Genomic DNA, 22,754 nt, shown 5'->3' with positions numbered 1-22,754 from the left:
GCTGCGACGAATCCCTCAGGCAGCCAGCTCTAATCACATCCGGATGTTATAGTATAACAACCAAAAATAGCTATGGCCTTGGTGAAGGGATCTTCATGAGACGGGTTTCAACAGGTTTGATGGCGATGCTGATCAGCGCGCATGTGATGGCTGCACCTCCAAGCCCCTCCGCCGACCTCGCCACCTGTACGCGTAGCGCGACGGTATTGGCGTGCAGCGATGCGCAGGGCAATAGCTACAGCGTGGCCACTGCCGGATCGACGACCTGGTTGAAGGGATACGAAGTGCGCGACAAGCGCCGCTGGGCGCAGACCAACAGCCGCTATGGTCAATTGACGTTTTTTACCGGGTTGGCTTCTGATGGCGAGGCTTGGGCAGGCACTGTGCAGCGTGTGGGCTGGACGACCATCACTCGGGTATCCAGCTCAAGCGGCACGCGCAGCAAGATCACCTGCAGCCGCTTGAATGGCTGCCGCTGAGCCGATCAGACCGGCAGTTCCTGCTTCTGCGCCTGCAGCCAGGCCATGTGCGAGTCCACTGGCGGGTTACGCTGAAAATAGCGCTGCAGGCCATCGAACAGGCCATCGGCAACGGCTTGTTGATGACGCGCAGTGACCAGGCGCTGGCTGTCACGGCTGTTGGAGATGAAGCCGGTCTCGACCAGAATCGACGGCACATCGGGTGATTTGAGAACGGCGAAACCGGCCTGTTCAACGCGCTTCTGATGCAGCGTGGTGATACCTTCGAGACTGCCCAGAACGGTGTGGCCCAATTGCAGACTGGCTGCAATAGTGGCGTTCATCGACATGTCGAGAATCACCCCGGCGAGCATCGGGTCCTTGTCCTTCAGATTGAGCAACGACGTGGCACCCAGCAGGTCCGCGCCGTTTTCCCGCTGAGCCATGAAGCGCGCCGTTGCCGACGTTGCTCCGCCTTCGGAAAGGGCAAACACCGACGCACCCGATGCCGTCAGACGAGGCGCAGCATCGGCGTGCACGGAGATGAACATGTCGGCGTTGGACTTGTGCGCGAACTCGACGCGCTTGCGCAGCGGTACGAAAAAGTCATCGTTGCGCACTAGACGTACGTCGAAGCCTTTCTCGCGCTTCAAACGTCTGGCCAGCAACTGAGCGATGGACAGCACCACATCTTTTTCGCGTTCACCCCGCGAACCAACAGCGCCAGGATCCTTGCCGCCATGACCGGCATCGACCACCACCATGATGTCGCGTCCGGTGTGCGCCTTGCTGGTCGGGATTGGCACAGGCACCGGCGGCGGCAGCTCAGCCATCTGCACCGGCGCATGGACCGTGGAACTCATGTCCAGGACCAGCCGATGCCCCTGCCCGCCTTCCGGGCCGAGCAGGAAACTGTTGAGCTGTACCGGTGCGGTGAGGTCCAGCACGATACGTGTGTCGTCACCCTGGCCGTAATGCCCGGAGCGAATCGATTTTATAACGGTACGGTCCAGCGCCAACTGACTGAAGTCGCCGGTCAGCCGCGAACCGCTGACGTCGATGATCAGGCGGTCGGGGGCTGTCAGGGTGAAAGTCTTGTATTGCACCGGGCCGCTCAGGTCGAGGACCAGTCGCAGCTTGTCGTTGGTACGCCAAAGGCGGGCGTTACGAATTTGCGTGGCATAGGCACCCAACGGCAACGTCAGGGCCGCGCTGGCAAGCAGCATGTTGAGCAACACTTGGCGTCGGTGCATGGAACGTCTCAAAGAGCAAATTGAGCATCCCGGCTCACGAAGGGTTCATCCACATCATTAGTAACAATATAACATGCAGTTACGGACGAAAGATGAGGTCCTTCATGAAGATTAAGTTACCTGCCACACCATCAGAGGTGACAAAAAATCATCACCTCTGCGCAGCGTGTTCCACGTGGAACATAACTCTATGAATTTGATCAGGTACGCGGGGCGACGTTGCCACATTGCGGCCCAAGCCAAACCGCGCGGGTGTCCATGCTGCCGTTCTGTTGCTGCCCGGTGGCATTGAACGTGCCCACCACGTTGGTGGTGAACTCGCGATCACTCAGGAACTGCGCCTGTCCGGTGCCCTTGGCTTTCGGGCAGCTGAACTGGAAGTTCCAGGTCTTGCCGTTGCGCGCAGTAATCTTTTGCGTGCATCCGGATGCCGGGTCAGTCAGCGGAATGTCGTCCGACTGCACCTGCGCCTGAGTCAGGCAGGCCCTCACGCCTTTGCCGCCAAGGGTGACGCCCTGCTTCTTCATCATCTGTTCCATCATCGCACGCTGCTCGGGCGGCAGATTCTGCAACTGTCCCAGCATCAACTGCATGTCCGGCAGCTGTTGTCCGTCCACTTTCATATTGCTGGACGTCAGCTCCCACAAACCCGGTTGCAGCATCTGCGCCTGAGCCATAGGAGCCGCCAGACAAAACATCCAAGCCAACATGCGTTTGTTCATTTCAAGATTCCTGATCAGGCACTGCGGATGAAAACGAGACTGGAATAATCCAGCCAAAAGATAAACCTTAGACGGCACACATGTCGCCCAGTTGCACCCGGAATTAAATAGCGACATTCCTGTTCAGCTGTGGTCTGTTAGGCAGCAAAGGCGAGGAGCATTGTTCCACATGGATTATCACGACCCGTACTTTTTCGGTTATGTCCTGGGTTTCATTCATTTACTCGGTACAGGCGCCGCCATCCATGCGTTGCTGACTGTGCGCACCTCCCAAGGCGCGATTGCCTGGGCGATGCCGCTGCTGTTCATTCCCTATTTCACCCTGCTGCCTTACCTGGTGTTCGGCCGAAGCTCATTCGACGCGTACATCAAGGCGCGTCGCCAGGCCAACCAGGAAATGCGGATCGCGATCGGCAGCCTCAACTGGCGGCCGTGGATGGAAGAAGCCGTGGCTGCGCGTCGGTCAGATGCCTATGCGGCGCTGCGTGCAATGCCCAAGCTGGGCAACATGCCGGCGCTGGCCAACAACAAGGTCAAGTTGCTGATCAATGGCGAGGAAACCTTCGGAGCCATTTTTCAGGCTATCCGAGAAGCGAAGAAGACCATCCTGATTCAGTTCTTCATCATTCATGACGACAAACTCGGGCGCGAGCTGCAAGCGCTGCTGCTGGAGAAAGCGGCAGAAGGTGTGGCGATCTTTGTACTGTACGACCGCATCGGCAGCCACGCCTTGCCAGGCAGTTATATCGATAAGCTACGCGACGGTGGCGTGCAGATAAAAGCCTTCGCCACACGTGGCGGCTGGCTCAATCGCTTTCAGATCAACTTCCGCAACCACCGCAAGATCGTCGTTGTCGATGGCCTGAAAGGTTATATGGGCGGTCACAATGTGGGTGATGAGTACATGGGCCTGAAGCCGCCGCTGGCTCCATGGCGCGACACCCATGTGCAAGTCATCGGCCCGGTGGTCGCCTGCTTGCAGGAGTCGTTCGCCGAGGACTGGTTCTGGGCCACCCGCGAACTGCCTCCGTTAAGCCTGCCTGATGAGTTTCCCGAAGACGGTGTGCTTTGCCAACTGTTGACCAGCGGCCCGGCTGACGCGCAGGAAACCTGCTCGCTGTTCTTCGTTGAAGCCATCCACGCAGCCGAAGAGCGCGTGTGGATCACCAGCCCCTACTTCATCCCTGACGAAGCCGTGACCGCTGCGCTGACCCTGGCAGTGTTGCGCGGCGTGGACGTGCGCCTGCTGCTGCCGTCGCGCCCCGACCATTACGTGGTCTACGCCGCTTCAAGTCTGTACGCCTTCGACGCCGTACGTGCCGGGGTACGAGTGTTCCGCTACGAGCCGGGCTTCCTGCATCAGAAGGTCGTCCTGGTCGACAACGAGATCACCGCCATCGGCAGCGCGAACCTCGACAACCGCTCGTTCCGCCTCAACTTCGAATTGATGCTGCTCACGGTCGACAGCGACTTCTCCAGCCAGGTGGAATCCATGCTCACCGCCGACTTCAACCTCGCCCGTGAAATCTCCGTGCAGGAAAGCCACGAAACACGGCGTCTGCATCAACTGGGTATGCGCGTGGCGCGGCTGATTTCACCGATTCTGTGAGACCTCTGTGCACTACGCTGCCTGTCTTGAAGAGACGAGCGGGACTTCACCCATAAATATCCTCGCGCGTCAGTGGCAGTCCGGTGTTGCCGTCGGCGAAGGGTTTCACGGCGAGTATCTGGTGCAGGTTGATCCAGCCCTTGGTGAATCCATAGGCGCAGCCTGCGAGGTATAGCCGCCAGATCCGCAGGGTCTGTTCGGGTACGATTCGCGCGGCTTCGTCGAGCCGGGATTCCAGTCGTGCGCTCCAGTGCTCCAGGGTTTTCGCGTAGTGCGGGCGCAGGCTTTCCACGTCGACCACTTCAAGCCCGGCTTCGCTGATATGGGCGCTGATCATGGCCATGTGCGGCAGCTCGCCATTGGGGAAAACATAGCGGTCAATGAACTCCCCGGCACCACGCCCCACAGGACGACCGTCGGTGTGCCGCGCGGTGATGCCGTGATTCATCACCAAACCGCCCTCCTTCACCGCGCCGAACAGGCGTTGCGCGTACAACGGCAGGTTGGCGTGCCCGACGTGCTCGAACATGCCGACACTGACCACTTTGTCGAAGCGCGCATCCTGCGGCAGGTCGCGGTAGTCGAGCAATTGCAGGTCGACCTTTTCCTGCAGACCTTCGGCTTGCACGCGTTCGCGGGCCAGTGCCAATTGTTGCTGGCTCAACGTGATGCCAAAGACCTTCACGCCGTATTCGCGAGCCGCAAAACGCGCCAGCCCGCCCCAGCCGCAGCCGACGTCCAACAGGTATTCACCACGCTTGAGCCGCAACTTGCGGCACAGGTGGTGGAATTTATCCTGCTGCGCCTGCTCCAGCGATTCGTCCCCGGTCTTGAAATACGCGCAGGAGTAGACCATCTCCCTGTCGAGCCAGAGCTGGTAGAAGTCGTTGGAGACATCGTAGTGATAGGCAATCGAGGCCGCGTCAGTGTCCTTGTCATGCTCGACCCGGATCGGATTGCCAGCGCTGTCGTCATCATCCACCAGCGCGTGGGTCAGTTCATCGCAGACCCGGACCACTTCGCTGATGGAGCCCTCCAGTTCCAGCCGCCCCTCCACAAACGCGCTGCCGAGCAGGCCCAGACTGGGGTGACTGAAGTCGGAGACCAGTTGCGGATCCTTGACGACTATCGTGACGCTGGGCGCAGGCCCGAGGTCCATCTGATGACCGTCCCAGAGCCGGAGCCGCAACGGCAGGTGGAGATTCTGCAAGGTCGTTGGAAGTTGTGTAAGCATTTCAAAATCACCCCCTTATCCAGAAACTCAAAAAAGAGTAATCCAGCAAAGGCCCCGCAAAAGGGCCCGAAAAGGCATTGGCGACGGCAAAACTGCTATGAATCAACTGCGGGGGAACAGCCCTGTGCCCTCTGATTCGAGCCGAGAGTCAGCCTGAATTTGGATCACACAATGAAACACAGCGCTTAATCTGTAACAGAATTAGTCAAAGCTCAAGCCGTTTGACGCACTGATCATCAGTGCAGGCGTGAGACCTGATGTTGCACACCCACGTCTTCGAGCTTGAGCAATGGCTCCTGAAAGCGCAGCAAACGTCCGGCGTTGCCCAATACCAACAGGGTGCTTAGATTGTGCAGGATAGCTGCGACCATCGCGCCCGCAGCGCCAAGCAGACCAAAGGCGGCAAGAGCCACGATGGCCAGCGTCCAGCCCAGCCCAATGATGACGTTGACCTGCAAGGTGTGACGGCACTGGCGACTGAGTCGCACACAGGTGCCCAGGCGGCGCAGATCGCTGCCGATCAGCACGATGTCGGCGGATGCCAGCGCGATATCCGCCCCACCCGCGCCCATCGCCACGCCGACCACGCCCGCCTTCAGGGCCAGCGAATCGTTGACCCCGTCGCCGACCACCATTGGCCGGAAACCACTGGAGATCTCGCCCATGACGCGGTTGAGTTTGTCTTCAGGCAGCGCCTGCGCCTGAACGTCAGCGATGCCGATATCTTGCGCCAGATTGTCGGCCACGCTCTGCCGGTCACCGGTCAACAGCAATTGTCGGCCCAGGCCCAGGCCGCGCAATTCCAGCAGCGCCGCCTGAGCTTCGGGTTTGACACTGTCGGCCAGCAGCAGCCAGGCCAGAAAAACCCCGTCCAGCGACAGACCGGCCAGCGGGCCGTCGTGTGCAGGGACAGCAGGCGTGACGATGCCCATCTGTGCGAACAACTCCGGGCGGCCCAGTGCTGCATCGCCCTGCCCGGTCGAGGCCACCACACCCAGGCCCTGGCGCTCACGGGTGTCGGTCAGCGGCAGCAGTCGGGCATTATCCACCAGCCCGGCCAAGGCCCGACTCACCGGGTGACTGCTGGCAGACCCGAGGCTCGCAGCCAGCTCCAGCAATTGTGGATGCTGCGAACCGTCAGCCTGCACTGACTGCAGACGCAGACGGCCATAGGTCAGGGTGCCGGTCTTGTCCACAACCAGTGAGTTGAGGTCAGCCAGTTCTTCAAGAAACGCCGAACTGCGGATCAGAATCCCGTGCCGCGCCGCGACCGCAATACCTGCAATGGCGGTGGCCGGGGCCGAAAGCACCAGCGCACAGGGACAGGCTGCGACCAGTACTGCCAGCATCGCCTGGGCATCCTGAGTGATAAACCAGGTGAGCGCCGCGATCAACAAGACCAGCACCATGTAACTGCCTGCGTAGCGCTCCAGCAGACGCGTGATAGGCGGCTTGGAACGCTCTGCGCTCTGCATCAGCGCGATGACCTTGCCCAGCGTCGACTGATCGCCGATGCGGGTCACTTCGATGCGCAGCAGGCCGTCGAGGTTGATGGCGCCACCGAACACCTCGACCCCGACACTGGCTTCCAGCGGGACCGATTCGCCAGTGATCGACGACGTATCCAGACTGGCTTGCCCGGACAGCACCCGACCGTCCGCCGGAACGCGGTCGCCCGCCCGCACTTCCACCTGATCGCCGGCTTTGAGCGTCGCGTTGTCGACCTCGCGCACGCTGCCGTCGGCGCCGAGCAAACGCGCCTGGCTACGAGTCAGGCGTCCCAGCGCTTCGATGGCCTCCTGCGAGCCGATCACGCTGCGCTCTTCCAGCACATGACCGAAGATCATGATGATCGGCAGCAACGCGGCGGTCATCAGGTCACCGGTGGCCCAGGCACCGAGCATCGCCAGTGCGATCAACTGATCGGTGATGCCGTGCAGGCTCGGATGCCGCAGGCTGTGCCAGCCGGCGCTGATCACCGGTATCGCCACCAACAGTGACGCAGCGCCCAACAGCAATTGGCTGACACCTGCCTGCTCCGGGGCGAAAAACCGCCAGACCAGTCCCAATCCCAGCAAGCCCAAGGCCAGCATCGCGAGGGTCAGTTGCCGGGCGGCACTGCGCTGTTCTGCGCTGCTCAGCAGACTGCCAGGCGCTTGCGGTTGACCAGCGTCGTGGGTGTGAACGGCTTCGCCACTCATTGTGGTGCTCCCTGAATGATCAGGCGGGAATCGTCTTTGGGATCGACCGTGGTCACCGAACCCGCCTGATGCAGAATGACCGGTACGCGTTCACGGTAGAGACGTTGCATCAGGCCGGGGTCGCTGCGGGTTTCGGCTGATTGGGTGAGGCTGACAACGGTTGCGGTAGCCGACTGCGCCTTGGCCAGACGCTCGGACGCCTGTGCATGCGCCACTTGCAGGGTTCGGTCGGCCTGTTGATTGGCGGTCTGGGTCAGCTTTTCGGCCTCCGTGCGCGCGTTGGCCACGGCCTGATCGGCCTGCTGACTGGCCGTCAGCACAGCATTGAACGCGTTGACCGCCGAGGTCGGCAGGCTCGACTGCACATCCACCCGAGCGACCTCGACACCAATGCCCATGCCGGTCGCCTTGAGCTCGGCCAGACGCTGATTGATGCCGCGCACCAGATCGCCACGCAGCCGCTCACGGCGCTCGGCGGCCTGGCTGTCAGCACCGATCAGCTCGGGACGGGCAACCAGAATGGTGTCCAGATCCCGCGCCGCCGTCAGCGCCACAGCGCTGCGATTGACCAGCCGGTCCAGCGCGGGCAATACATGCTCGCCCTGCAACACGAAGGCAGTGGGGTCAGTCACTTTGTAAAACACCGTGACGTCCAGTTGCACCACACCGGCATCGCCAGTCAGCAGAAAACCGGAGCCTGCCAGTGCATCGCTCATGGGTGCCGACAGGGTCGCGACTTCATCGGCTTTCAACGCGGCAGGCGAACGCAGCAGGGTTTCCACGCGCCGCTCTATCACCCGATCAGCCGAAGGCAGCAGCACCACCTGTTCGAACGGCTGCGGCCAGGCGATCAGCAGCCCTGCGTTCTGAACCCGCTCGATCGCGCCGAAGTGCATGACCACCGCGCGGTTCTGTGGATCGATCTGGCGTATGTTGGACGTCGCCCAGGCAAGCGCGGCGAGCAATGTCACGCCATACAGCCCCAGAAACGCCAGACGGCTCGCCTGCAACCAAGGGCTGTTTACCGGCGGGCGCTGCGCCACGGCTTCGTCGACCGGCTGGCTCATGGCTGCGTTCCGCTCTTGCCATCCAGCGTCGGCGGGCCGTCCACCAGCACGCGGAACGGCGCCGCGTCGGTGCGCAGTATCAGGCGGGTGCCGGGCGTCACGATAGTGCCCAGCGTATCCAGCGAGCGCAGCAGGTTGTAGAGCTGCGGCGAGCCCGCATAGGCACGGCCATAGATCTGCGCGGCTTCAACCCGCGACTGTGCTTCGATATCGGCCGCCTTGACCGTGGCATCGGCTTCGACAATCCGTGCATCGCGCTCGGCGGCCGAACGAATCTGCGCCGCCTCACGCTTGCCCACGGCGGTTCGCTCGGTGGCGATGGTCTCGCGTTCGGCGCGCATGCGGTCCACGGTAGCGTTGAGCGTTACCGAAGGCAGGGTCAGTCGCTCCACGCCGACCTGCAGGACACGCACCCCATAAGTCGCCAGCAGTTGCTGATCGATCTGCTGGCGCAGCTGATTTTCGAAGGCAGTGATATTCACCTTGCTGGCGTCGGTATTCACCAGGCTGGAGAGGTCGAAACTGCTCGCCGTGGTTTCCAGCGCCGAGCCGACAAAGGTACGGATCTGCCGCGCCGCCTCGTCGGGCTGGTTCTGTACCGCGCGCATGAAGCGCTGCACGTTGTCGGCGTCGCCCTGCACCTGCCACGCCACGTAGGCCTGAACGATGATGCGCAAGCCATCGCGGGTACCGACGTCCTGCAGACCGCTGGAAGTGGTTCGCAGGCGCAGATCCACCGGGATGGTCGCCTCGAACGGTGCCGGCCAGCGCCAGTTGAGGCCCGGCTCCAGCAGGACGCGGGACGGGTTGCCGAAGCGTGTGACGACGGTCGCCTCGCCCGAACGCACCTGCACCAGGCTCGCTGCTGCAATCGCAAACGCGATCAGCACCGCAGCCAGGCTTGCCCGCCGCCAGGGAAACGCTGCCGGGCCGCTCGCGCCATGATGATGGTGGTGATGACCATGGCCGCCATGGCCGTGACTGTCATGGCTATCGTGGTCGGCGTGATCGTGATGATGATGGAACAGACTCAAGGGACGACTCCTTACTGAACGGCTTTACGCGGCGCCGTTGGGTCTGCCGGTGGGGTGAAGGTACGCAGGTCGATGGTCGGCGCACTGTCGCCGCCCAGACGGTGGTCGAGTATCAGCAACTTCGCATTGCCCAGGCCCTCGGTCAGTTGGGCCAGGTATTGCTCCAGCAAAAACGCCTGGCCTGCCTTGGCATAGGCCTGACGTTCGGCACTGAAGCGCAGGTCTGCACCCTGTGCGCCGGCCAGAATCTCGCGGGCGACGGCACTGGCCTGATCACGCGCCACGCTGGCATTGAGCTGCGCCTGATTGGCCCTGTCGCTGGCCGCGCCGCGTTCGCGAGAGATCAGCGCCTGTGCACCAATCTGCGCAGCCTGCACAGCATGATAGGCGTTGGCCGCACCGGCAGGCGGGTGGATGGCTTCAACCACCGTAGCGAGCAATTCGACGCCGCTGTCCAGCCGCTGCAAGTCGGCCTGCACGGCCTTGCCGATGTCATCGGCCAGCTCGCTGCGCTGTTCGCCGAGCAGTTCATCCAGCGTGCGCGAAGCAAAGTCATGCACCAGCACCCGGCTGGCCGTGCTGCGAATCAGGGCTGGGATGTCAGCGCTGTTATAGGTCGACGCCATGGCTGCGGCATCTGTCAGGCCGATACGGTAGACGAACCGCACGTCCATATTGACGATCTGAAAGCTCTGCTTGTCGCCTGCACTGCTGGCAATGACCTGGGATTTTTCGTTGATATGGCTGGCATCCCACAGACGGTTGGCGCTACCCGGTGGCGGGCCTTCGGCCGGGTCCAGCGTTTGCTCGGCCGTGTCGGCAGCAGAAACGCTGGTCGCCAGTTCATGAACCACGCCGTTTTCAACGGCCAGCACACGCCCGAACGGCCAGGGCAAACCCACGTGCAGACCGGGCCCGAACACGTCGACCGGCTTGCCGAAGCGTTCATAAATGCCCCGCCCCTGCATGGGAATTTCATGCACGCCGCTCAGCACCCAGCCCAGCGCTGCGACCACCGTCAGTACCGGCAAAAAGGCGCGACGCATGTAGGTAAAGGCCCAGATCTGGCGCAGATCGATGCCAAAGCGGTTGTGCAGTTCGTGCTGCAAGGCGAGCAGCGGACGCGGCGGCCAGCGCAACAGGTCGGCGATGAAACTGGCGGCCAGCAGGCGCGGTTCGCTGCGTGGGTTGCGCGGGCTGAACACCGACAGCACAGCGCGCAGCAGAAACTCCAGCGCCACGCCAAACGGCAGCAGGCCGATCAATACCGCCAGCCGCGCAGGCCAGACACGTTCTGCATTGGAGAAAAACAGGCACAGCGCGCCGACCAGCAGGACGATCAGCGTCATGCGCACCAGTTGCGCCAGCGCACCGGCCTCCGGCGACTGACTGTCGGACTCGCTGCTCAGTTGTCGCTCGATGACCAGCAGCCCGAATGCCAACAACAGCATGACGCTGCCGGCCAGGCTACCGGCCGTGGAGAGGTCGACGCCGGCCAGCGCCAGGTTCCAGAAGGCACGAACGACGATCAACGCCAGCACCGCCCAACCGGCAAGCCACAGGGTCGAGCTGCCCACGTGCCTGACCAGCGATTTGCCGGAGTCACTCAGCCGTTCAAGCAGGCGCTCGTACCAGCCGCTCTCGTCGTCAGCAGACAGGTTTTCGTCGAGGGTGTCTGCGTCCGGCGAACGCAGCGCGCGAGCCCGCCACAGCGCGACATGCCGCGCCGACTGCAAGCCCGCCGTGAGCAGAAACAACGCCGCCGAGGCGTTGCACAACACGGCCATCCACAAAGAGCCGGGGGAAAACAGATCGATGGACAACGCCAGCAGCAGCCCGAACGCCCCTGCTCCACCGGTCACATACATCAATCGTCCCAGACGCCTAACCTGTTGCACCGCCATTTGAAAACGTGGCAGGCCTTCAAGGCCTTCGTGCTCATCCAAATCAACCCGCATCACTACCCCGGCACCCGCTGATTTATCGCCCTTTGGAGAGCCCTGCATTGGCATCTGAATGCCAGTGAATCATAGCGTTACGATATAACACGCGGAATGAAACTTTCGTCAGGACTATTAGCTGAACGGATGTGAGATAGCGGTGCTGCCCAGCGGGCGAATCGACCTGAAGTCAGGCAGAGAGCGAGCCCGCGCGCCAGCAAAATGATTGCTGAATATTGCCTGGCGAAAAAAGTTTTCGTGCGGGTCGAAGACGTCGAGTTGATCAGCGTTTCTTGCCCCGATCGTCTGGAAGCCTTGCGCCAAGCGGCGATGCGCTTAATCGATTAGTCTGCAGCGACACAAAAATCAGCGTTATAGCCGTCAACACGCCGGATTCATTAGCCATGATCGGCGTTTTTTTTTGGCCGATTTCCGAACCGTATCTCGTCTTTGTTATCTGTTGTGGGTAGTTTGCGTTCGGCAAGGAGTCGTTGGCGCGCCATTTTTTGTGCAGGACGCACAGAATTACTCAGAGGCTTCACCTTTATGAATCGCAGAAATCTCCTGAAAGCGTCCATGGCGTTAGCCGCCTACGGCAGCGTATCGGCCTCAGGGCTTTTTGCTGCGCGGGCACTGGCCGCCGCAGCCGATGGCGAGATCGAACACTTCGATTTTGCTGAGTTGCAGGCGCATGCCAAGAAGCTTGCGAGCAAAGGGTATGTGAGCAACAAGCAGGTGCTGCCACCGGTACTTGCGAACATGACGCCGCAGCAATTCAATGCCATCCGCTACGACCCGAATCACTCGCTGTGGAAAGACGTCCACGGCCAGCTCGACGTGCATTTCTTCCACGTCGGCATGGGCTTCAAGACGCCCGTGCGCATGTACAGCGTCGATCCGCAGAGCAAGCAGGCGCGCGAAGTGCATTTCCGCCATGACCTGTTCAACTACGAGAACAGTGGCATCGACAAGAACCTGGTCAAGGGCGACCTGGGCTTTGCCGGTTTCAAACTGTTCAAGGCGCCTGAAATCGCCATCAATGACGTCGTTTCGTTCCTCGGCGCCAGCTACTTCCGCGCCGTGGACAGCAACAAGCAATACGGCCTCTCGGCCCGCGGCCTGGCCATCGACAGTTACGCCAAACGTCAGGAAGAATTTCCGGACTTCACCAAGTTCTGGTTTGAAACGCCGGACAAGAACGCGACACGCTTCGTGGTTTACGCACTGCTCGATTCGCCGAGCGCGACCGGCGCCTATCGCTTCGACATCGACTGTCAGGCCGGCCAGGTGGTCATGGAAATCGACGCGCACGTCAATGCGCGTACCGACATCCAGCAGCTGGGCATTTCGCCGATGACCAGCATGTTCAGCTGCGGCACTCACGAACGCCGCATGTGCGACACCATCCACCCGCAAATCCACGACTCGGATCGCCTGTCGATGTGGCGTGGCAACGGTGAGTGGATCTGCCGTCCGCTGAACAACCCGGCCAAACCGCAGTTCAGCGCGTTCTCCGACACCGATCCGAAAGGCTTCGGGCTGGTACAGAGCGATCACGAATTCTCCAGCTATCAGGACACCGTTGTCTGGTACAGCCGTCGTCCGAGCCTGTGGGTCGAGCCGATCACGGCGTGGGGCGAAGGCGAGGTCAGCCTGCTGGAACTGCCGACCACGGGCGAAACGATGGACAACATCGTGGTGTTCTGGACACCGAAGACGCCGGTCAAGGCCGGGGATTCGATGAACTACGGCTACAAGCTGTTCTGGAGCCCGCTGCCGCCGGTAAGCACGCCGCTGGCACAGGTCCACGCGACACGTTCAGGCATGGGCGGCTTCCTCGAAGGCTGGGCACCGGGCGAGCATTACCCGAAAACCTGGGCACGCCGCTTCGCGGTGGACTTCAACGGCGGCGGTCTGGATCGCTTGCCGGAAGGCACTGGAATCGAGCCCATCGTCACGGTCACTCATGGCAAGGTGCAGGACTTCAACATCCTCGTGTTGCCGGACATCAAGGGCTACCGCGTCACCTTCGACTGGGTACCGGACAGCGACTCGGTCGAGCCGGTTGAAATGCGCATGTTCATCCGCACTGGCGACCGTACGCTGAGCGAGACCTGGCTCTATCAGTACTTCCCGCCTGCACCGGACAGACGTAAATACCCGTAATCCGCAGATGGGTGACGCAGAGCGTCACGAAAGGCATTCCCACGCGGAGCGTGAGGAACGATAAATGTCTGGGCTGGAGCGTGAGGAACGATAGGTGTCTGCAGGATCGCGTCCGCAAGAACACCATCGTGCCCATGCTCCAGCGTGGGCACGCCGTTCTGGACGCTCCGCGTCCTGTCCTGGGTACTAAGTGCAGCGCATAACCATTAATCCTGACTAATTAATTGACAGTTGCCCCAACTGCGACTGATATACCTGTTGTCATGCCGTTGCGAGCGTCCGCTCCAGACCCCCCATCTCCCAAAGCTTCCCTGTGTCGACACGTCCCCGTGATCGTCGGGCGGTAGCTTTGTCCGCGCAATTCCCCTGACGTATTTCACAAGGCAGCCAGCATGGCGTTGAATACTGCGAACGGCGTCGACGCCAGGTCGTCGTTGATGTCCTTTGACAAGTCCACGGTGGTGGTGTGGGTCGCCATCAGCCTGATTCTGGTCGAGACCTTTTCCGGAGCCTTGCGCTTCTACTTCGACCAGGCAGGCATAAGCCCCTTGCTCTATCTGCCCAAGGCCGCCTGCATCCTGCTATTTACGCTCGAACTGCGCACATTCAGAGCCGGGCGGTTGTTCTGGACGTTCACGATCCTGTGGCTGATTTCCGCGCTGCTGGCCATGCTGCATCGCGCCAGCGCGCACAACCTGGCGTTCAGTCTGTTCGCGCTGAGCCCGCTGGTGTTCGGCCTGGTATGTGGCCGGCACCTGCTGTATCGCAGCAAGCTGTTGTACCGCGCCATTGCTTTCTGCCTGCTGGCCTCGCTGTTGGGGATTGCCCTGGACAAGCTCACCTCCGTGCCATGGAAGGGCTACAGCTACAGCGTCGGTGAAACCCAGTTGAGCGCCAATACCTCATGGAGCGCGGACGAGGTGGACCGCATTGCCGGTTTCGCCAGGGTGTCCAACGTGCTGTCGATCATGATCGCCTTCTACACGCTGTACCTGATCATGTTCCTGCGCTCGCGCCTGATGATGATGTTGCTGAGTGCGGTGGCGCTTTACGCCATCGTGCTGACCACCAGCAAAGCGCCAGCCGCGGCCTTCGCGCTGACCATCGTGCTGCTGTTGTTGCGGCGGATGAGCTGGACCTGCAGGGCAGTGTGCACCGTGGTGGTAGGCATCGGCCTGCTGTTGCCGGCACTGGGCCTGATTGTGAGCCCTGACGCTTACGCGGTCAGCAGCGGCGGCTCTCTGGCCTCGCTGTATGACCGGCTGATCAACACCTGGCCCGGCCTGATCAATGCGATGAGTCGCGAAGGCTGGATGATCAGCGGGGCAGGCTTCGGCATGGTCGGCAGCACGATGGGGTTGTTTCCGGTGGACGGTGCCGGGGTATTTCTCGGCATGGACAGCTCTGCCCTGTACCTCTGGGCAATGCTGGGCGTGCTCGGCCTGCTGCTGTATGCGCTGCAGATTCCGCTGTTGTTCCGCCTGATCGATGATCAGACCCGTGTTGGCCATATGCTCCTGGCGATCAGCTTTTGCTGGTGCCTGATCAGCTGGACCACCGACATGTTCGAGGTCGCTGTCGCCAACCTGTTCATCGGCCTGGCCATTGGTCATGTGATGGCCGGCAAAGAATCTTCTGCGGGCCATGTGCCCGGGCTGACGTCGGCTGCACGCTGATCAACCAGCACAATCACCACAACGCTGGCTGCCGATAAGCTTCGGCTGATCCCCGGCCCCTCCCCCTCACGATCAGCCAACGGATGGCTTTCTCAAATGGACTTCAGAAAAGACATCAATGGCCTGCGCGCCATCGCAGTGATCGCAGTGCTGCTCTTCCACTTCCACCCCGACTGGCTGCCTGGCGGCTTTGCCGGTGTCGACGTGTTTTTCGTGATCTCGGGGTATCTGATCACCGGCATCATCCTGCGCGGCTTAAGGAGCGGTAAATTCAGGCTGGCGGCGTTCTACACGTCACGGGCCAAGCGCATCGTCCCGGCCCTCGCTGTGCTGTGTTTTGCCTTGCTGTTGCTTGGCTGGTTCGCTCTGCTGCCGCTGGACTACAGCGCGCTGGGCACACATGTGGCGAGCAGCCTGGGGTTCGTTTCCAACTTCGTCTATTGGCGTGAGGCGGGGTATTTCACCGCCAGCGCCCATGAGAAGTGGCTGCTGCATACCTGGTCGCTGTCGGTGGAATGGCAGTTCTACCTGCTGTACCCGATTGCGCTGCTGATGCTCAGTCGCTTCGTCGCGCTGCACAACCTGCGCTGGTGGGTACTGGGCGCAAGCCTGACAGGCTTTGTGGTGTGCGTATCTGCCTCCTCGCAATGGCCGGAGGCAGCGTTTTACCTGCTGCCGACCCGCGCTTGGGAGTTACTCGCAGGTGGCGTGGCCTGCCTGTTCCCGCTGCAATTGAAGGCCCTGCAGCAGCGCGTTCTGGAACACATAGGACTGACGCTGATCGTGGCCGGCTTCTTTCTGCTGTCCGTGCAGGACACGTGGCCGGGTTATCTGGTGTTGATGCCGGTGCTGGGGGCGTTCGCGGTGATCGTCGCCGCACACAACGACTCGCTGCTGACCTGTAACCCGCTCGCCCAATGGGCCGGCACACGCTCGTACTCGCTGTACCTGTGGCACTGGCCGGTGGTGGTGTGGATGAATGACGCCGGGTTACTGGGCGAGACCCGCGCAGTGCTGGTGGGCATCGGCGTGGCCGTGATGCTGGGTCTGGTCTCATGGCGGCTGATCGAGCAGCCCGTCAGCAGGCCGTCGTCTGATCAGCGCAGCAGACGTGCCACGTTCGGCACGCTGATCGCTCTGCTGTTCGTCGGCGGAACGCTGGTGAGTGCAACCGGCGGCGTGATTTCTCCCCTGCGCCCGGTGAGTGTTTCGGACAAGGCGCGTTTCATTCAGGAGTACGCTGATCGCCAGCACAATCTGTACGAGCCCTACTGGCTGAAATGTGACGCCTTCTCCGCCCTGACCCAGCGCGGCCAATCAGGCATCGATGAAGCCTGCACCCGCAAACAAGGGGTAGGTGGCGTGTTCCTGTGGGGCGATTCTCATGCACAAGCGCTGTCGCTCGGCCTGCGTACCTTGCTGACACACAGCACGCCCTTCTATCAGGTCGCCTCGGCCAGTTGCCGTCCCGCGCTGAGGGACCAGCAAGGACGTACCTCTGCGACCAGCAGGGCCTGTGACTACTCCAACAGAACGGCCCTGCAGGGCATCGAAAGGCTGCGTCCGGACATCGTGGTCATCGCGCAAAAGGACGGGCACGACAAGACCGACTGGACGCAGATCGCGGTTCGGCTCAAGGGCATTGGTGTGAAGCACATCGTGCTGATCGGCCCGGTTCCGCAGTGGAACCCGTCGTTGCCCAGCGTCATCGCCAACCGTCATTGGGGGCTGAGCGAATCGTACATCCGCGATCCGGCTCTGGATCAAAGTGTCATGCTGGTGGATCAGGCAACCCGCGCACTGGCCGCATCGGCAGGCATCCAGTTTGTGTCGCTGATCGACAAACTGTGCATCGCCGATGCCTGCCGGGTACGCCTGGAAGACAACCGCTCTCTGCTGCAGATCGACTCAGGGCACTTGAGCGCAGAAGGTTCGCTGTACGTCGTGCGCAACTACGTACTGCCGCAGCTGGTGAATTAGTCAGCCGCTGAGTACAAATGTCCTGTTTCTGGAGGCTGTAGCGGCCTCTTCGCGCCTACTCCTACCGCCGCCGGCCAGAATCAAAAGCGGACTTGTGTATAACGATGAGGGCTCGGCGTGGGCCGGTGATCAGTGCAGCTCTTTGAGGCGCTCGGCAAACTTGACGAGGTCGGCCAGGGAATCGGCTTCCATCTTGCGCATCACCGAGCCACGGCGGACCTTGACGGTGATTTCGCTCACGTTCAGCCGGGCTGCAATCTGTTTGTTGAGCAGGCCGCTGACCACCAGCTCCATCACCTGCTGCTCACCGGAATTGAGGCTGGCGTGACGGCGCTGAAGTTCGGCTTCGACCGCGGCACTTTTGCGTCGACTGCGATCCTGCGCCAACCCCTGCTGAATGGCGTCGAGCAAGTCCTGATCGCGAAAAGGCTTGGTCAGAAACTCCACCGCACCGGCCTTCATGGCCCGCACGGACATGGGAATGTCGCCATGCCCGGTGATGAAAATGACCGGCAGGGAAATCCCCGACCTGGCCATATGCTCCTGGAAGTCCAGACCACTCATTCCAGGCATGCGAATGTCCAGAATCAGGCAGCCCGGCGCGTCAGGACGCGGCGTGTCCAGGAACTCGCGGGTCGAGCCGAACAGCATGCTGCGCAACCCGACCGAGGCCAGCAGATCCTCCAGCGAGGAGCGCACCGACAGGTCGTCATCAAGGACGTAGATGATCGGCTCTTCGGCCTGTGATGCGGCGGCAACTGTGCTCATCAGGTTTCCATCTTTCCGGTGGGCAGGGTGAAGTGAAACGTAGCACCGATTGCAGGGTTTGAGGTGACCCAGATGCGCCCGCCATGAGCTTCGATGATCGAACGACTGATCGCCAGACCAATCCCCATCCCTTCCTCCTTGGTGGTGTAGAAAGCATCGAACAACCGATGGATGTTTTCCGGTGGCACGCCGATACCGTTGTCGCTGACCGCAAATTCGATATCACCGCCGTCATGCCAGCCCACCCGAATCTCCAGTTGCGCCTGATCCGCCTCGAGCTTTTTCATCGCATCGACGCCATTGAGCATCAGGTTCAGCAACACTTGCTGGATCTGCACCCGATCAGCCAGCAGCGGCGGCAGGCCCTCCGGAACGTCGACCAGCAGTGCGACGCCCTGCCCCTCTATCTCGCTGTGTGCCAGCGCCACGATCTCGGCGACGGTATCGGCCACGCTGATCCACTCCTTGTGAGTGGACGAACGCTTCGCCAGCGCGCGCACCCGGACGATGATGTCCCCGGCGCGGTTCGCGTCACTGATCATGCGGTCGACGGCCTGCCGGGCCTTCTCCAGATTAACCGGCTCGGTGGCCAGCCAGCGCTGGCAGGCATTGCCGCTGGTGACAATGGCCGACAGCGGCTGATTGACCTCGTGAGCAATGGACGCCGTCAGTTCACCCAATTGATTGACCCGTGCGATCCGCGCCAGCTGTGAGCGCGCTTCATGTACCGAGCGGATGGCCAGCGCCATGCGCAGCGCCAGCCAGGTGGTCATGGCGATGGCCGCCAGGCTGATGATGCAATTGATCAGCCCGGACGCCTCACTGCCTCTGGAGGTCGTCATCTCGTAACTGATCACGGTCAGCACCATGCACAGCAACGCCATCGCGATAACGCCTGTGGACGGCAGGAACCTGACCGCCAGCAGCACCACAACAATCTGGAATACGCCCACGGCGATTTCCAGGTCGGTCAAGGTGTCGGCAACTGCAATGACCAGCGCCAGTATGAGCAACGCGATCAGCCGCACCGCCATAGCAGCCTTGCCGTAGGATTCCGGTTCACGCATGCGCATCATCCCGCTGGTTGCAAAAGGCCTGTTGAGTATGTCCTACAAACCTCAGGACGGGTTGTCCAGGCTGAACTGATCGGTCAGTTCGTCATAGGCGAACAACTCCGCGTAGCGCCCCCATTGAATCACTGCGTTGAGGGTCTGCATGGCATCGCTTTCAGACATGAAGTCTTCGAGTTGATCACGAAAGCGCCGTGCCGGTGCCGTGTGCGTGGGACGGTCATCCAGCACCCGACGGATATGCGCCACCAGCGGCACAAAGCTCAGCAGGTGCTGGGCGAACAGTTGCTTGCGCTCGTCGACATCCGCCAGCGCATAACGATTGGCGGCAGGCAGCAGGCGAATGTCGCCGCCCTTCAGTTCAGCGAAGCGCAATAGTTGCAGCACCTCGGCAATCGGGAACAGCTCGTCGGCGTTGTAGTGCAGCGCAGCGGCCAGCTCCGGCAGGTCGGCTTTGAGGCTGTAGGGCGGCGCGTGAATCGCCTCGATCAACCCTGCCAGTGCGTTGGTGGAAACCTGTGGCAACACCATTCCCAGCCCGGTGCCCGGAAACACGCCCTGACGAATCTCGCCGGCGTCGTTGTCCTGGGTCATCAGCACGTAGATCTCTTCCACCAGCGCCCGAAAGATCGGGTCCTGGCGGTTGCGCGGCTGGGGCAGATCGACCTTGATCTCGCTGATCACCCGGCCAGGATTGGAGGAGAACAGCAGGATGCGATCGCACATCAGCACGGCTTCGGCGATGTTATGCGTCACCATCAGGATCGACTTGATGGGCATGCGCCCCTCGCTCCACATGTCCAGCAAGTCAGTACGCAGGGTTTCGGCGGTGAGCACGTCGAGCGCGGAAAACGGTTCGTCCATCAACAGCACGTCAGGATCGATGACCAGCGCGCGCGCCATGCCGACCCGCTGACGCATGCCTCCGGACAGCTCTTTGGGGTAGGCGCTCTCGAAACCGTCCAGGCCGATCAGATCGATGGCCGCCAGTGCGCGCTTGCGGCGTACGGCGGCAGGCACACGTTGCGCTTCGAGGCCGACTTCGACGTTTTCCAGCACCGTCAGCCAGGGAAACAGCGCAAAGCTCTGGAACACCATGCCCACCGACATTGCCCGTCCTTGCACACGACGAGGGAAATTCACCTCACCTTCGGTAGGCACCACCAGCCCGGCGATGGAGCGCAACAGGGTCGACTTGCCCGAGCCGGACCGGCCCAGCAGGCCCACTATTTCGTTCTCATTGAGCGTCAGGGTCACGTCATCCAGCACCAGGCGCTCTTTGCTGCCTTTGCCGTACACATGTCGGACTTTCTGAACATCTACCAGGCAACGCGTTTCGACAGCCATCATGATGGCGCCCTCCCCTTACACAAGATCAGACAAGACTCAGACGTCGCTCGGCGAACCCGTACAGCGGGCGCCACAGCAACCGGTTGAACGCAATCACGAAGACCGACATGACCACGATGCCCAGCGCAACGCGCGGAAAGTCACCTGCCTGGGTCGCATTGGCGATGTATGACCCCAGGCCTGCCGCTTCCAGATGCTGATCGCCCCAGGAAACCGCTTCGGCAACGATACTGGCGTTCCACGAACCACCCGACGCGGTCAGCGCACCGGTGATGTAGTAGGGAAACACGCCAGGCAGCGCGACACGCCGCCACCACTGCCAGCCGCGCATGTTGAACATGGTCGCCGCTTCGCGCAGGTCAGTCGGCAAGGCGCTGGCCCCGGCGATCACGTTGAACAGGATGTACCACTGGGTGCCGAGCACCATCAGCGGCGACAGCCAGATGTCCGGGTTCAGGTGCAGGCCGACAATCGCGATCACCGCAAAAGGAAACAGAACGTTGGCCGGGAACGCCGCCATGAACTGCGCGATTGGCTGCAAGCGTTCGGCCCAGACCGGACGCAAGCCGATCCAGATACCGACGGGCACCCAGATCAGGCTCGCAATGACGATCAGTACGATCACACGCACCATCGTCGCCAGGCCCAGACCAAAGGCAGTGACCATGTCGCTGACGCCCAGAGAGGCTTCGATGAACCTGAACAGGTACACGCTGCCAGCCAGGCAGGCGGCCATGACCAGGCCCAGCCACGCGTAGTCGAGCACGCGGACGACGCCTGGGGTGAGCTTCACTTTCCACAGCCGGGAGAACACGCGCCAGTCGATCAGCATCAGGCATTTCCACGGCGCAGCCAGGATCGAACCCAGCATCGGTGCCACACGGGAGCGGCCCAGCACGCTGTACATCCACGAGCGCGGACGCTTCGACGATGCGGTTTGCTCGAAGCGGAATTTGTCCGCCCAGGCGACGATCGGCCTGAACAGCAATTGGTCATAGGCCAGAATCACCAGCGCCATTGCGCCCACTGCCCAGGCAATCGCCGCCAGGTTTTTCTGCTCGATGGCCAGCGCCAGCCAGGAACCGATGCCCGGCAGATTGACGGTGGTGTCGCCGACCGAAATGGCCTCGCAGGCGACCACGAAAAACCAGCCGCCGGACATCGACATCATCATGTTCCACACCAGCCCCGGTATGGCGAACGGCAGTTCCAGGCGAGTGAAGCGCAGTACCGCAGACAGCCCGAACTGACGGCTGACCTCGTTAAGGTCACTCGGTACGGTGCGCAGTGACTGATAGAAACTGAACGCGAGATTCCAGGCCTGGCTGGTGAAGATGGCAAAGATCGCTGCGCATTCGACGCCCATCTGCCGACCGGGAAACAGGCCCATGAAGAAGGTCACGGTGAACGTCAGAAAACCCAGCACCGGCACCGACTGAAGAATATCCAGCGCCGGGATGATCACTTGCTCGGCCTTGCGGCTTTTGGCGGCCAGCGTGGCGACGACAAAAGTGAAGATCAACGAAGCGGCCAGCGCGATGAACATACGCAGTGTGGTGCGCAATGCGTATTCGGGCAGGCGCGCCGGGTCGAGGCTCATGGGACTCGAATTCAGCACCGCGAGCGGCTGCATCATCTGGCCAAGACCGTAGATGAACAGACCAATGAACAGGGTCAGGATGGCCAGGCAAATACCATCGGCCCAATAAGGCGTGCGTGCACCGGGTTTTACAAAACGGGGCGTCCGCAGGCTTTTACCGAATTCAGATATCGAATGCATTGCTCACCTCGAGCCGGCCGCGCAGGCGCAGACCCACCTGCTTTATAAACAAACAGGCAGTCAGCGATAACAGATAAAGGCCGTGAGTTAATAGTTGCCGGACAGTGAGGTAAAGCTTATAGAGTTTCGATCAACAGTAGAAACCTGCAAAAGTAGCTCATGTTTATCTGTCAGTATGAGTGAGGTATACCAACGTATAGTTATATAACTATCACCCCGTTATTCAGGCCAGTTAAGCGTCGCGCAAAAGAACATTATCGTGCCCATGCTCGGCGTAGGTATGCCGTTCCGGACGCTCCGCGTACTCCCTTGAAGAAGCGGTGCGACCTGGAGATGTGACGCGGAGCGTCACGAAATGCATTCCCACGCTGGAGCGTGAGGAACGATAGGTGGCCGGCTGGACTATCGTGCGACGCTCCGCGTCGCATGCCGTTCCGGACGCTCCG

At 61.3% G+C, this 22,754-nt stretch carries 16 protein-coding genes; 5 read left to right on the top strand and 11 right to left on the bottom strand.

Annotation, left to right across the window (positions count from 1 at the left end):
- Positions 1–95: 95 nt before the first annotated feature.
- Complete coding sequence (locus LCH65_RS16820; RefSeq protein ID WP_032609357.1) at positions 96–479, top strand: hypothetical protein; 384 nt, start codon at positions 96–98, stop codon at positions 477–479.
- A 5-nt stretch (positions 480–484) separates the two neighbouring features.
- Here LCH65_RS16820 and LCH65_RS16815 read toward each other — a convergent pair whose 3' ends face one another.
- The gene (locus tag LCH65_RS16815) at positions 485–1,711 is read right to left on the bottom strand and encodes an N-acetylmuramoyl-L-alanine amidase (RefSeq protein WP_054082259.1); all 1,227 of its coding nucleotides are present in this window, start codon (positions 1,709–1,711) and stop codon (positions 485–487) included.
- 200 nt (positions 1,712–1,911) lie between these two features.
- Positions 1,912–2,433, bottom strand: a complete 522-nt coding sequence (locus LCH65_RS16810) for a DUF3617 domain-containing protein (RefSeq protein ID WP_003367913.1) — start codon at positions 2,431–2,433, stop codon at positions 1,912–1,914.
- A gap of 169 nt (positions 2,434–2,602) precedes the next feature.
- Here LCH65_RS16810 and cls point away from each other — a divergent pair, with 169 nt between their 5' ends.
- Complete coding sequence (gene cls, locus LCH65_RS16805) at positions 2,603–4,042, top strand: cardiolipin synthase (protein ID WP_054082260.1); 1,440 nt, start codon at positions 2,603–2,605, stop codon at positions 4,040–4,042.
- A 46-nt stretch (positions 4,043–4,088) separates the two neighbouring features.
- Here the strand turns inward: cls and cfaB are convergent, their stop codons facing one another.
- The 5 genes from cfaB to LCH65_RS16780 form a co-directional block, all read right to left on the bottom strand.
- Positions 4,089–5,276: a C17 cyclopropane fatty acid synthase CfaB gene (gene cfaB, locus LCH65_RS16800; protein WP_226439644.1), complete on the bottom strand. Its 1,188-nt coding sequence runs from the start codon at positions 5,274–5,276 to the stop codon at positions 4,089–4,091.
- 236 nt (positions 5,277–5,512) lie between these two features.
- Positions 5,513–7,477 (bottom strand): heavy metal translocating P-type ATPase, encoded by a 1,965-nt coding sequence (locus LCH65_RS16795; RefSeq protein ID WP_226439643.1) that lies wholly within the window; start codon positions 7,475–7,477, stop codon positions 5,513–5,515.
- Complete coding sequence (locus tag LCH65_RS16790; protein WP_003367903.1) at positions 7,474–8,544, bottom strand: protease modulator HflK; 1,071 nt, start codon at positions 8,542–8,544, stop codon at positions 7,474–7,476. Before LCH65_RS16790 ends, LCH65_RS16795 begins: the two co-directional genes overlap by 4 nt.
- A complete protein-coding gene (locus LCH65_RS16785; protein WP_003432786.1) occupies positions 8,541–9,578 on the bottom strand; it encodes a protease modulator HflC in 1,038 nt (345 codons plus the stop codon). Before LCH65_RS16785 ends, LCH65_RS16790 begins: the two co-directional genes overlap by 4 nt.
- A gap of 11 nt (positions 9,579–9,589) precedes the next feature.
- Positions 9,590–11,536: a protease modulator HflK gene (locus tag LCH65_RS16780; protein ID WP_226439642.1), complete on the bottom strand. Its 1,947-nt coding sequence runs from the start codon at positions 11,534–11,536 to the stop codon at positions 9,590–9,592.
- Positions 11,537–12,064: 528 nt separating this feature from the next.
- On the opposite strand from LCH65_RS16780, the gene LCH65_RS16775 reads away from it, so the two are divergent.
- The 3 genes from LCH65_RS16775 (at position 12,065) to LCH65_RS16765 (ending at position 17,340) form a co-directional block, all read left to right on the top strand.
- On the top strand, positions 12,065–13,684 hold the full coding sequence (locus LCH65_RS16775; RefSeq protein WP_003432784.1) for a glucan biosynthesis protein D: 1,620 nt from the start codon (positions 12,065–12,067) through the stop codon (positions 13,682–13,684).
- 392 nt (positions 13,685–14,076) lie between these two features.
- Positions 14,077–15,360 carry a hypothetical protein gene (locus tag LCH65_RS16770; RefSeq protein WP_187810078.1) on the top strand — a complete coding sequence of 428 codons (1,284 nt, stop codon included), beginning with the start codon at positions 14,077–14,079 and terminating at the stop codon, positions 15,358–15,360.
- 96 nt (positions 15,361–15,456) lie between these two features.
- Positions 15,457–17,340 carry an acyltransferase family protein gene (locus LCH65_RS16765; RefSeq protein ID WP_226439641.1) on the top strand — a complete coding sequence of 628 codons (1,884 nt, stop codon included), beginning with the start codon at positions 15,457–15,459 and terminating at the stop codon, positions 17,338–17,340.
- A 129-nt stretch (positions 17,341–17,469) separates the two neighbouring features.
- On the opposite strand, the gene LCH65_RS16760 is transcribed toward LCH65_RS16765, so the two are convergent.
- From LCH65_RS16760 to LCH65_RS16745, 4 genes are read right to left on the bottom strand one after another with little or no spacing between them, the layout of a single operon-like run.
- Positions 17,470–18,108, bottom strand: a complete 639-nt coding sequence (locus LCH65_RS16760; RefSeq protein ID WP_058398177.1) for a response regulator transcription factor — start codon at positions 18,106–18,108, stop codon at positions 17,470–17,472.
- Positions 18,108–19,175 (bottom strand): HAMP domain-containing sensor histidine kinase, encoded by a 1,068-nt coding sequence (locus LCH65_RS16755; protein ID WP_226439640.1) that lies wholly within the window; start codon positions 19,173–19,175, stop codon positions 18,108–18,110. The genes LCH65_RS16760 and LCH65_RS16755 overlap by 1 nt, the downstream gene beginning before the upstream one ends.
- Before the next feature lie 51 nt (positions 19,176–19,226).
- Entirely contained in the window at positions 19,227–20,531 is a 1,305-nt protein-coding gene (locus LCH65_RS16750; protein WP_170846049.1) for a nitrate/sulfonate/bicarbonate ABC transporter ATP-binding protein, read from the bottom strand.
- 22 nt (positions 20,532–20,553) lie between these two features.
- Positions 20,554–22,308 carry an ABC transporter permease subunit gene (locus LCH65_RS16745; RefSeq protein ID WP_003367892.1) on the bottom strand — a complete coding sequence of 585 codons (1,755 nt, stop codon included), beginning with the start codon at positions 22,306–22,308 and terminating at the stop codon, positions 20,554–20,556.
- Positions 22,309–22,754 lie beyond the last annotated feature (446 nt).

It is taken from the genome of Pseudomonas sp. MWU16-30316 (assembly GCF_020515645.1).
GTDB lineage: Bacteria > Pseudomonadota > Gammaproteobacteria > Pseudomonadales > Pseudomonadaceae > Aquipseudomonas > Aquipseudomonas cerasi.
This window is presented reverse-complemented; position numbering and strand designations above follow the sequence as displayed.

Coding starts and splice junctions, on each gene's coding strand:
- LCH65_RS16820 (WP_032609357.1), top strand. CDS start 96: ATGAGACGGGTTTCAACAGGTTTGATGGCGATGCTGATCAGCGCGCAT.
- LCH65_RS16815 (WP_054082259.1), bottom strand. CDS start 1,711: ATGCACCGACGCCAAGTGTTGCTCAACATGCTGCTTGCCAGCGCGGCC.
- LCH65_RS16810 (WP_003367913.1), bottom strand. CDS start 2,433: ATGAACAAACGCATGTTGGCTTGGATGTTTTGTCTGGCGGCTCCTATG.
- cls (WP_054082260.1), top strand. CDS start 2,603: ATGGATTATCACGACCCGTACTTTTTCGGTTATGTCCTGGGTTTCATT.
- cfaB (WP_226439644.1), bottom strand. CDS start 5,276: ATGCTTACACAACTTCCAACGACCTTGCAGAATCTCCACCTGCCGTTG.
- LCH65_RS16795 (WP_226439643.1), bottom strand. CDS start 7,477: ATGAGTGGCGAAGCCGTTCACACCCACGACGCTGGTCAACCGCAAGCG.
- LCH65_RS16790 (WP_003367903.1), bottom strand. CDS start 8,544: ATGAGCCAGCCGGTCGACGAAGCCGTGGCGCAGCGCCCGCCGGTAAAC.
- LCH65_RS16780 (WP_226439642.1), bottom strand. CDS start 11,536: ATGCGGGTTGATTTGGATGAGCACGAAGGCCTTGAAGGCCTGCCACGT.
- LCH65_RS16775 (WP_003432784.1), top strand. CDS start 12,065: ATGAATCGCAGAAATCTCCTGAAAGCGTCCATGGCGTTAGCCGCCTAC.
- LCH65_RS16770 (WP_187810078.1), top strand. CDS start 14,077: ATGGCGTTGAATACTGCGAACGGCGTCGACGCCAGGTCGTCGTTGATG.
- LCH65_RS16765 (WP_226439641.1), top strand. CDS start 15,457: ATGGACTTCAGAAAAGACATCAATGGCCTGCGCGCCATCGCAGTGATC.
- LCH65_RS16760 (WP_058398177.1), bottom strand. CDS start 18,108: ATGAGCACAGTTGCCGCCGCATCACAGGCCGAAGAGCCGATCATCTAC.
- LCH65_RS16755 (WP_226439640.1), bottom strand. CDS start 19,175: ATGCGTGAACCGGAATCCTACGGCAAGGCTGCTATGGCGGTGCGGCTG.
- LCH65_RS16745 (WP_003367892.1), bottom strand. CDS start 22,308: ATGCATTCGATATCTGAATTCGGTAAAAGCCTGCGGACGCCCCGTTTT.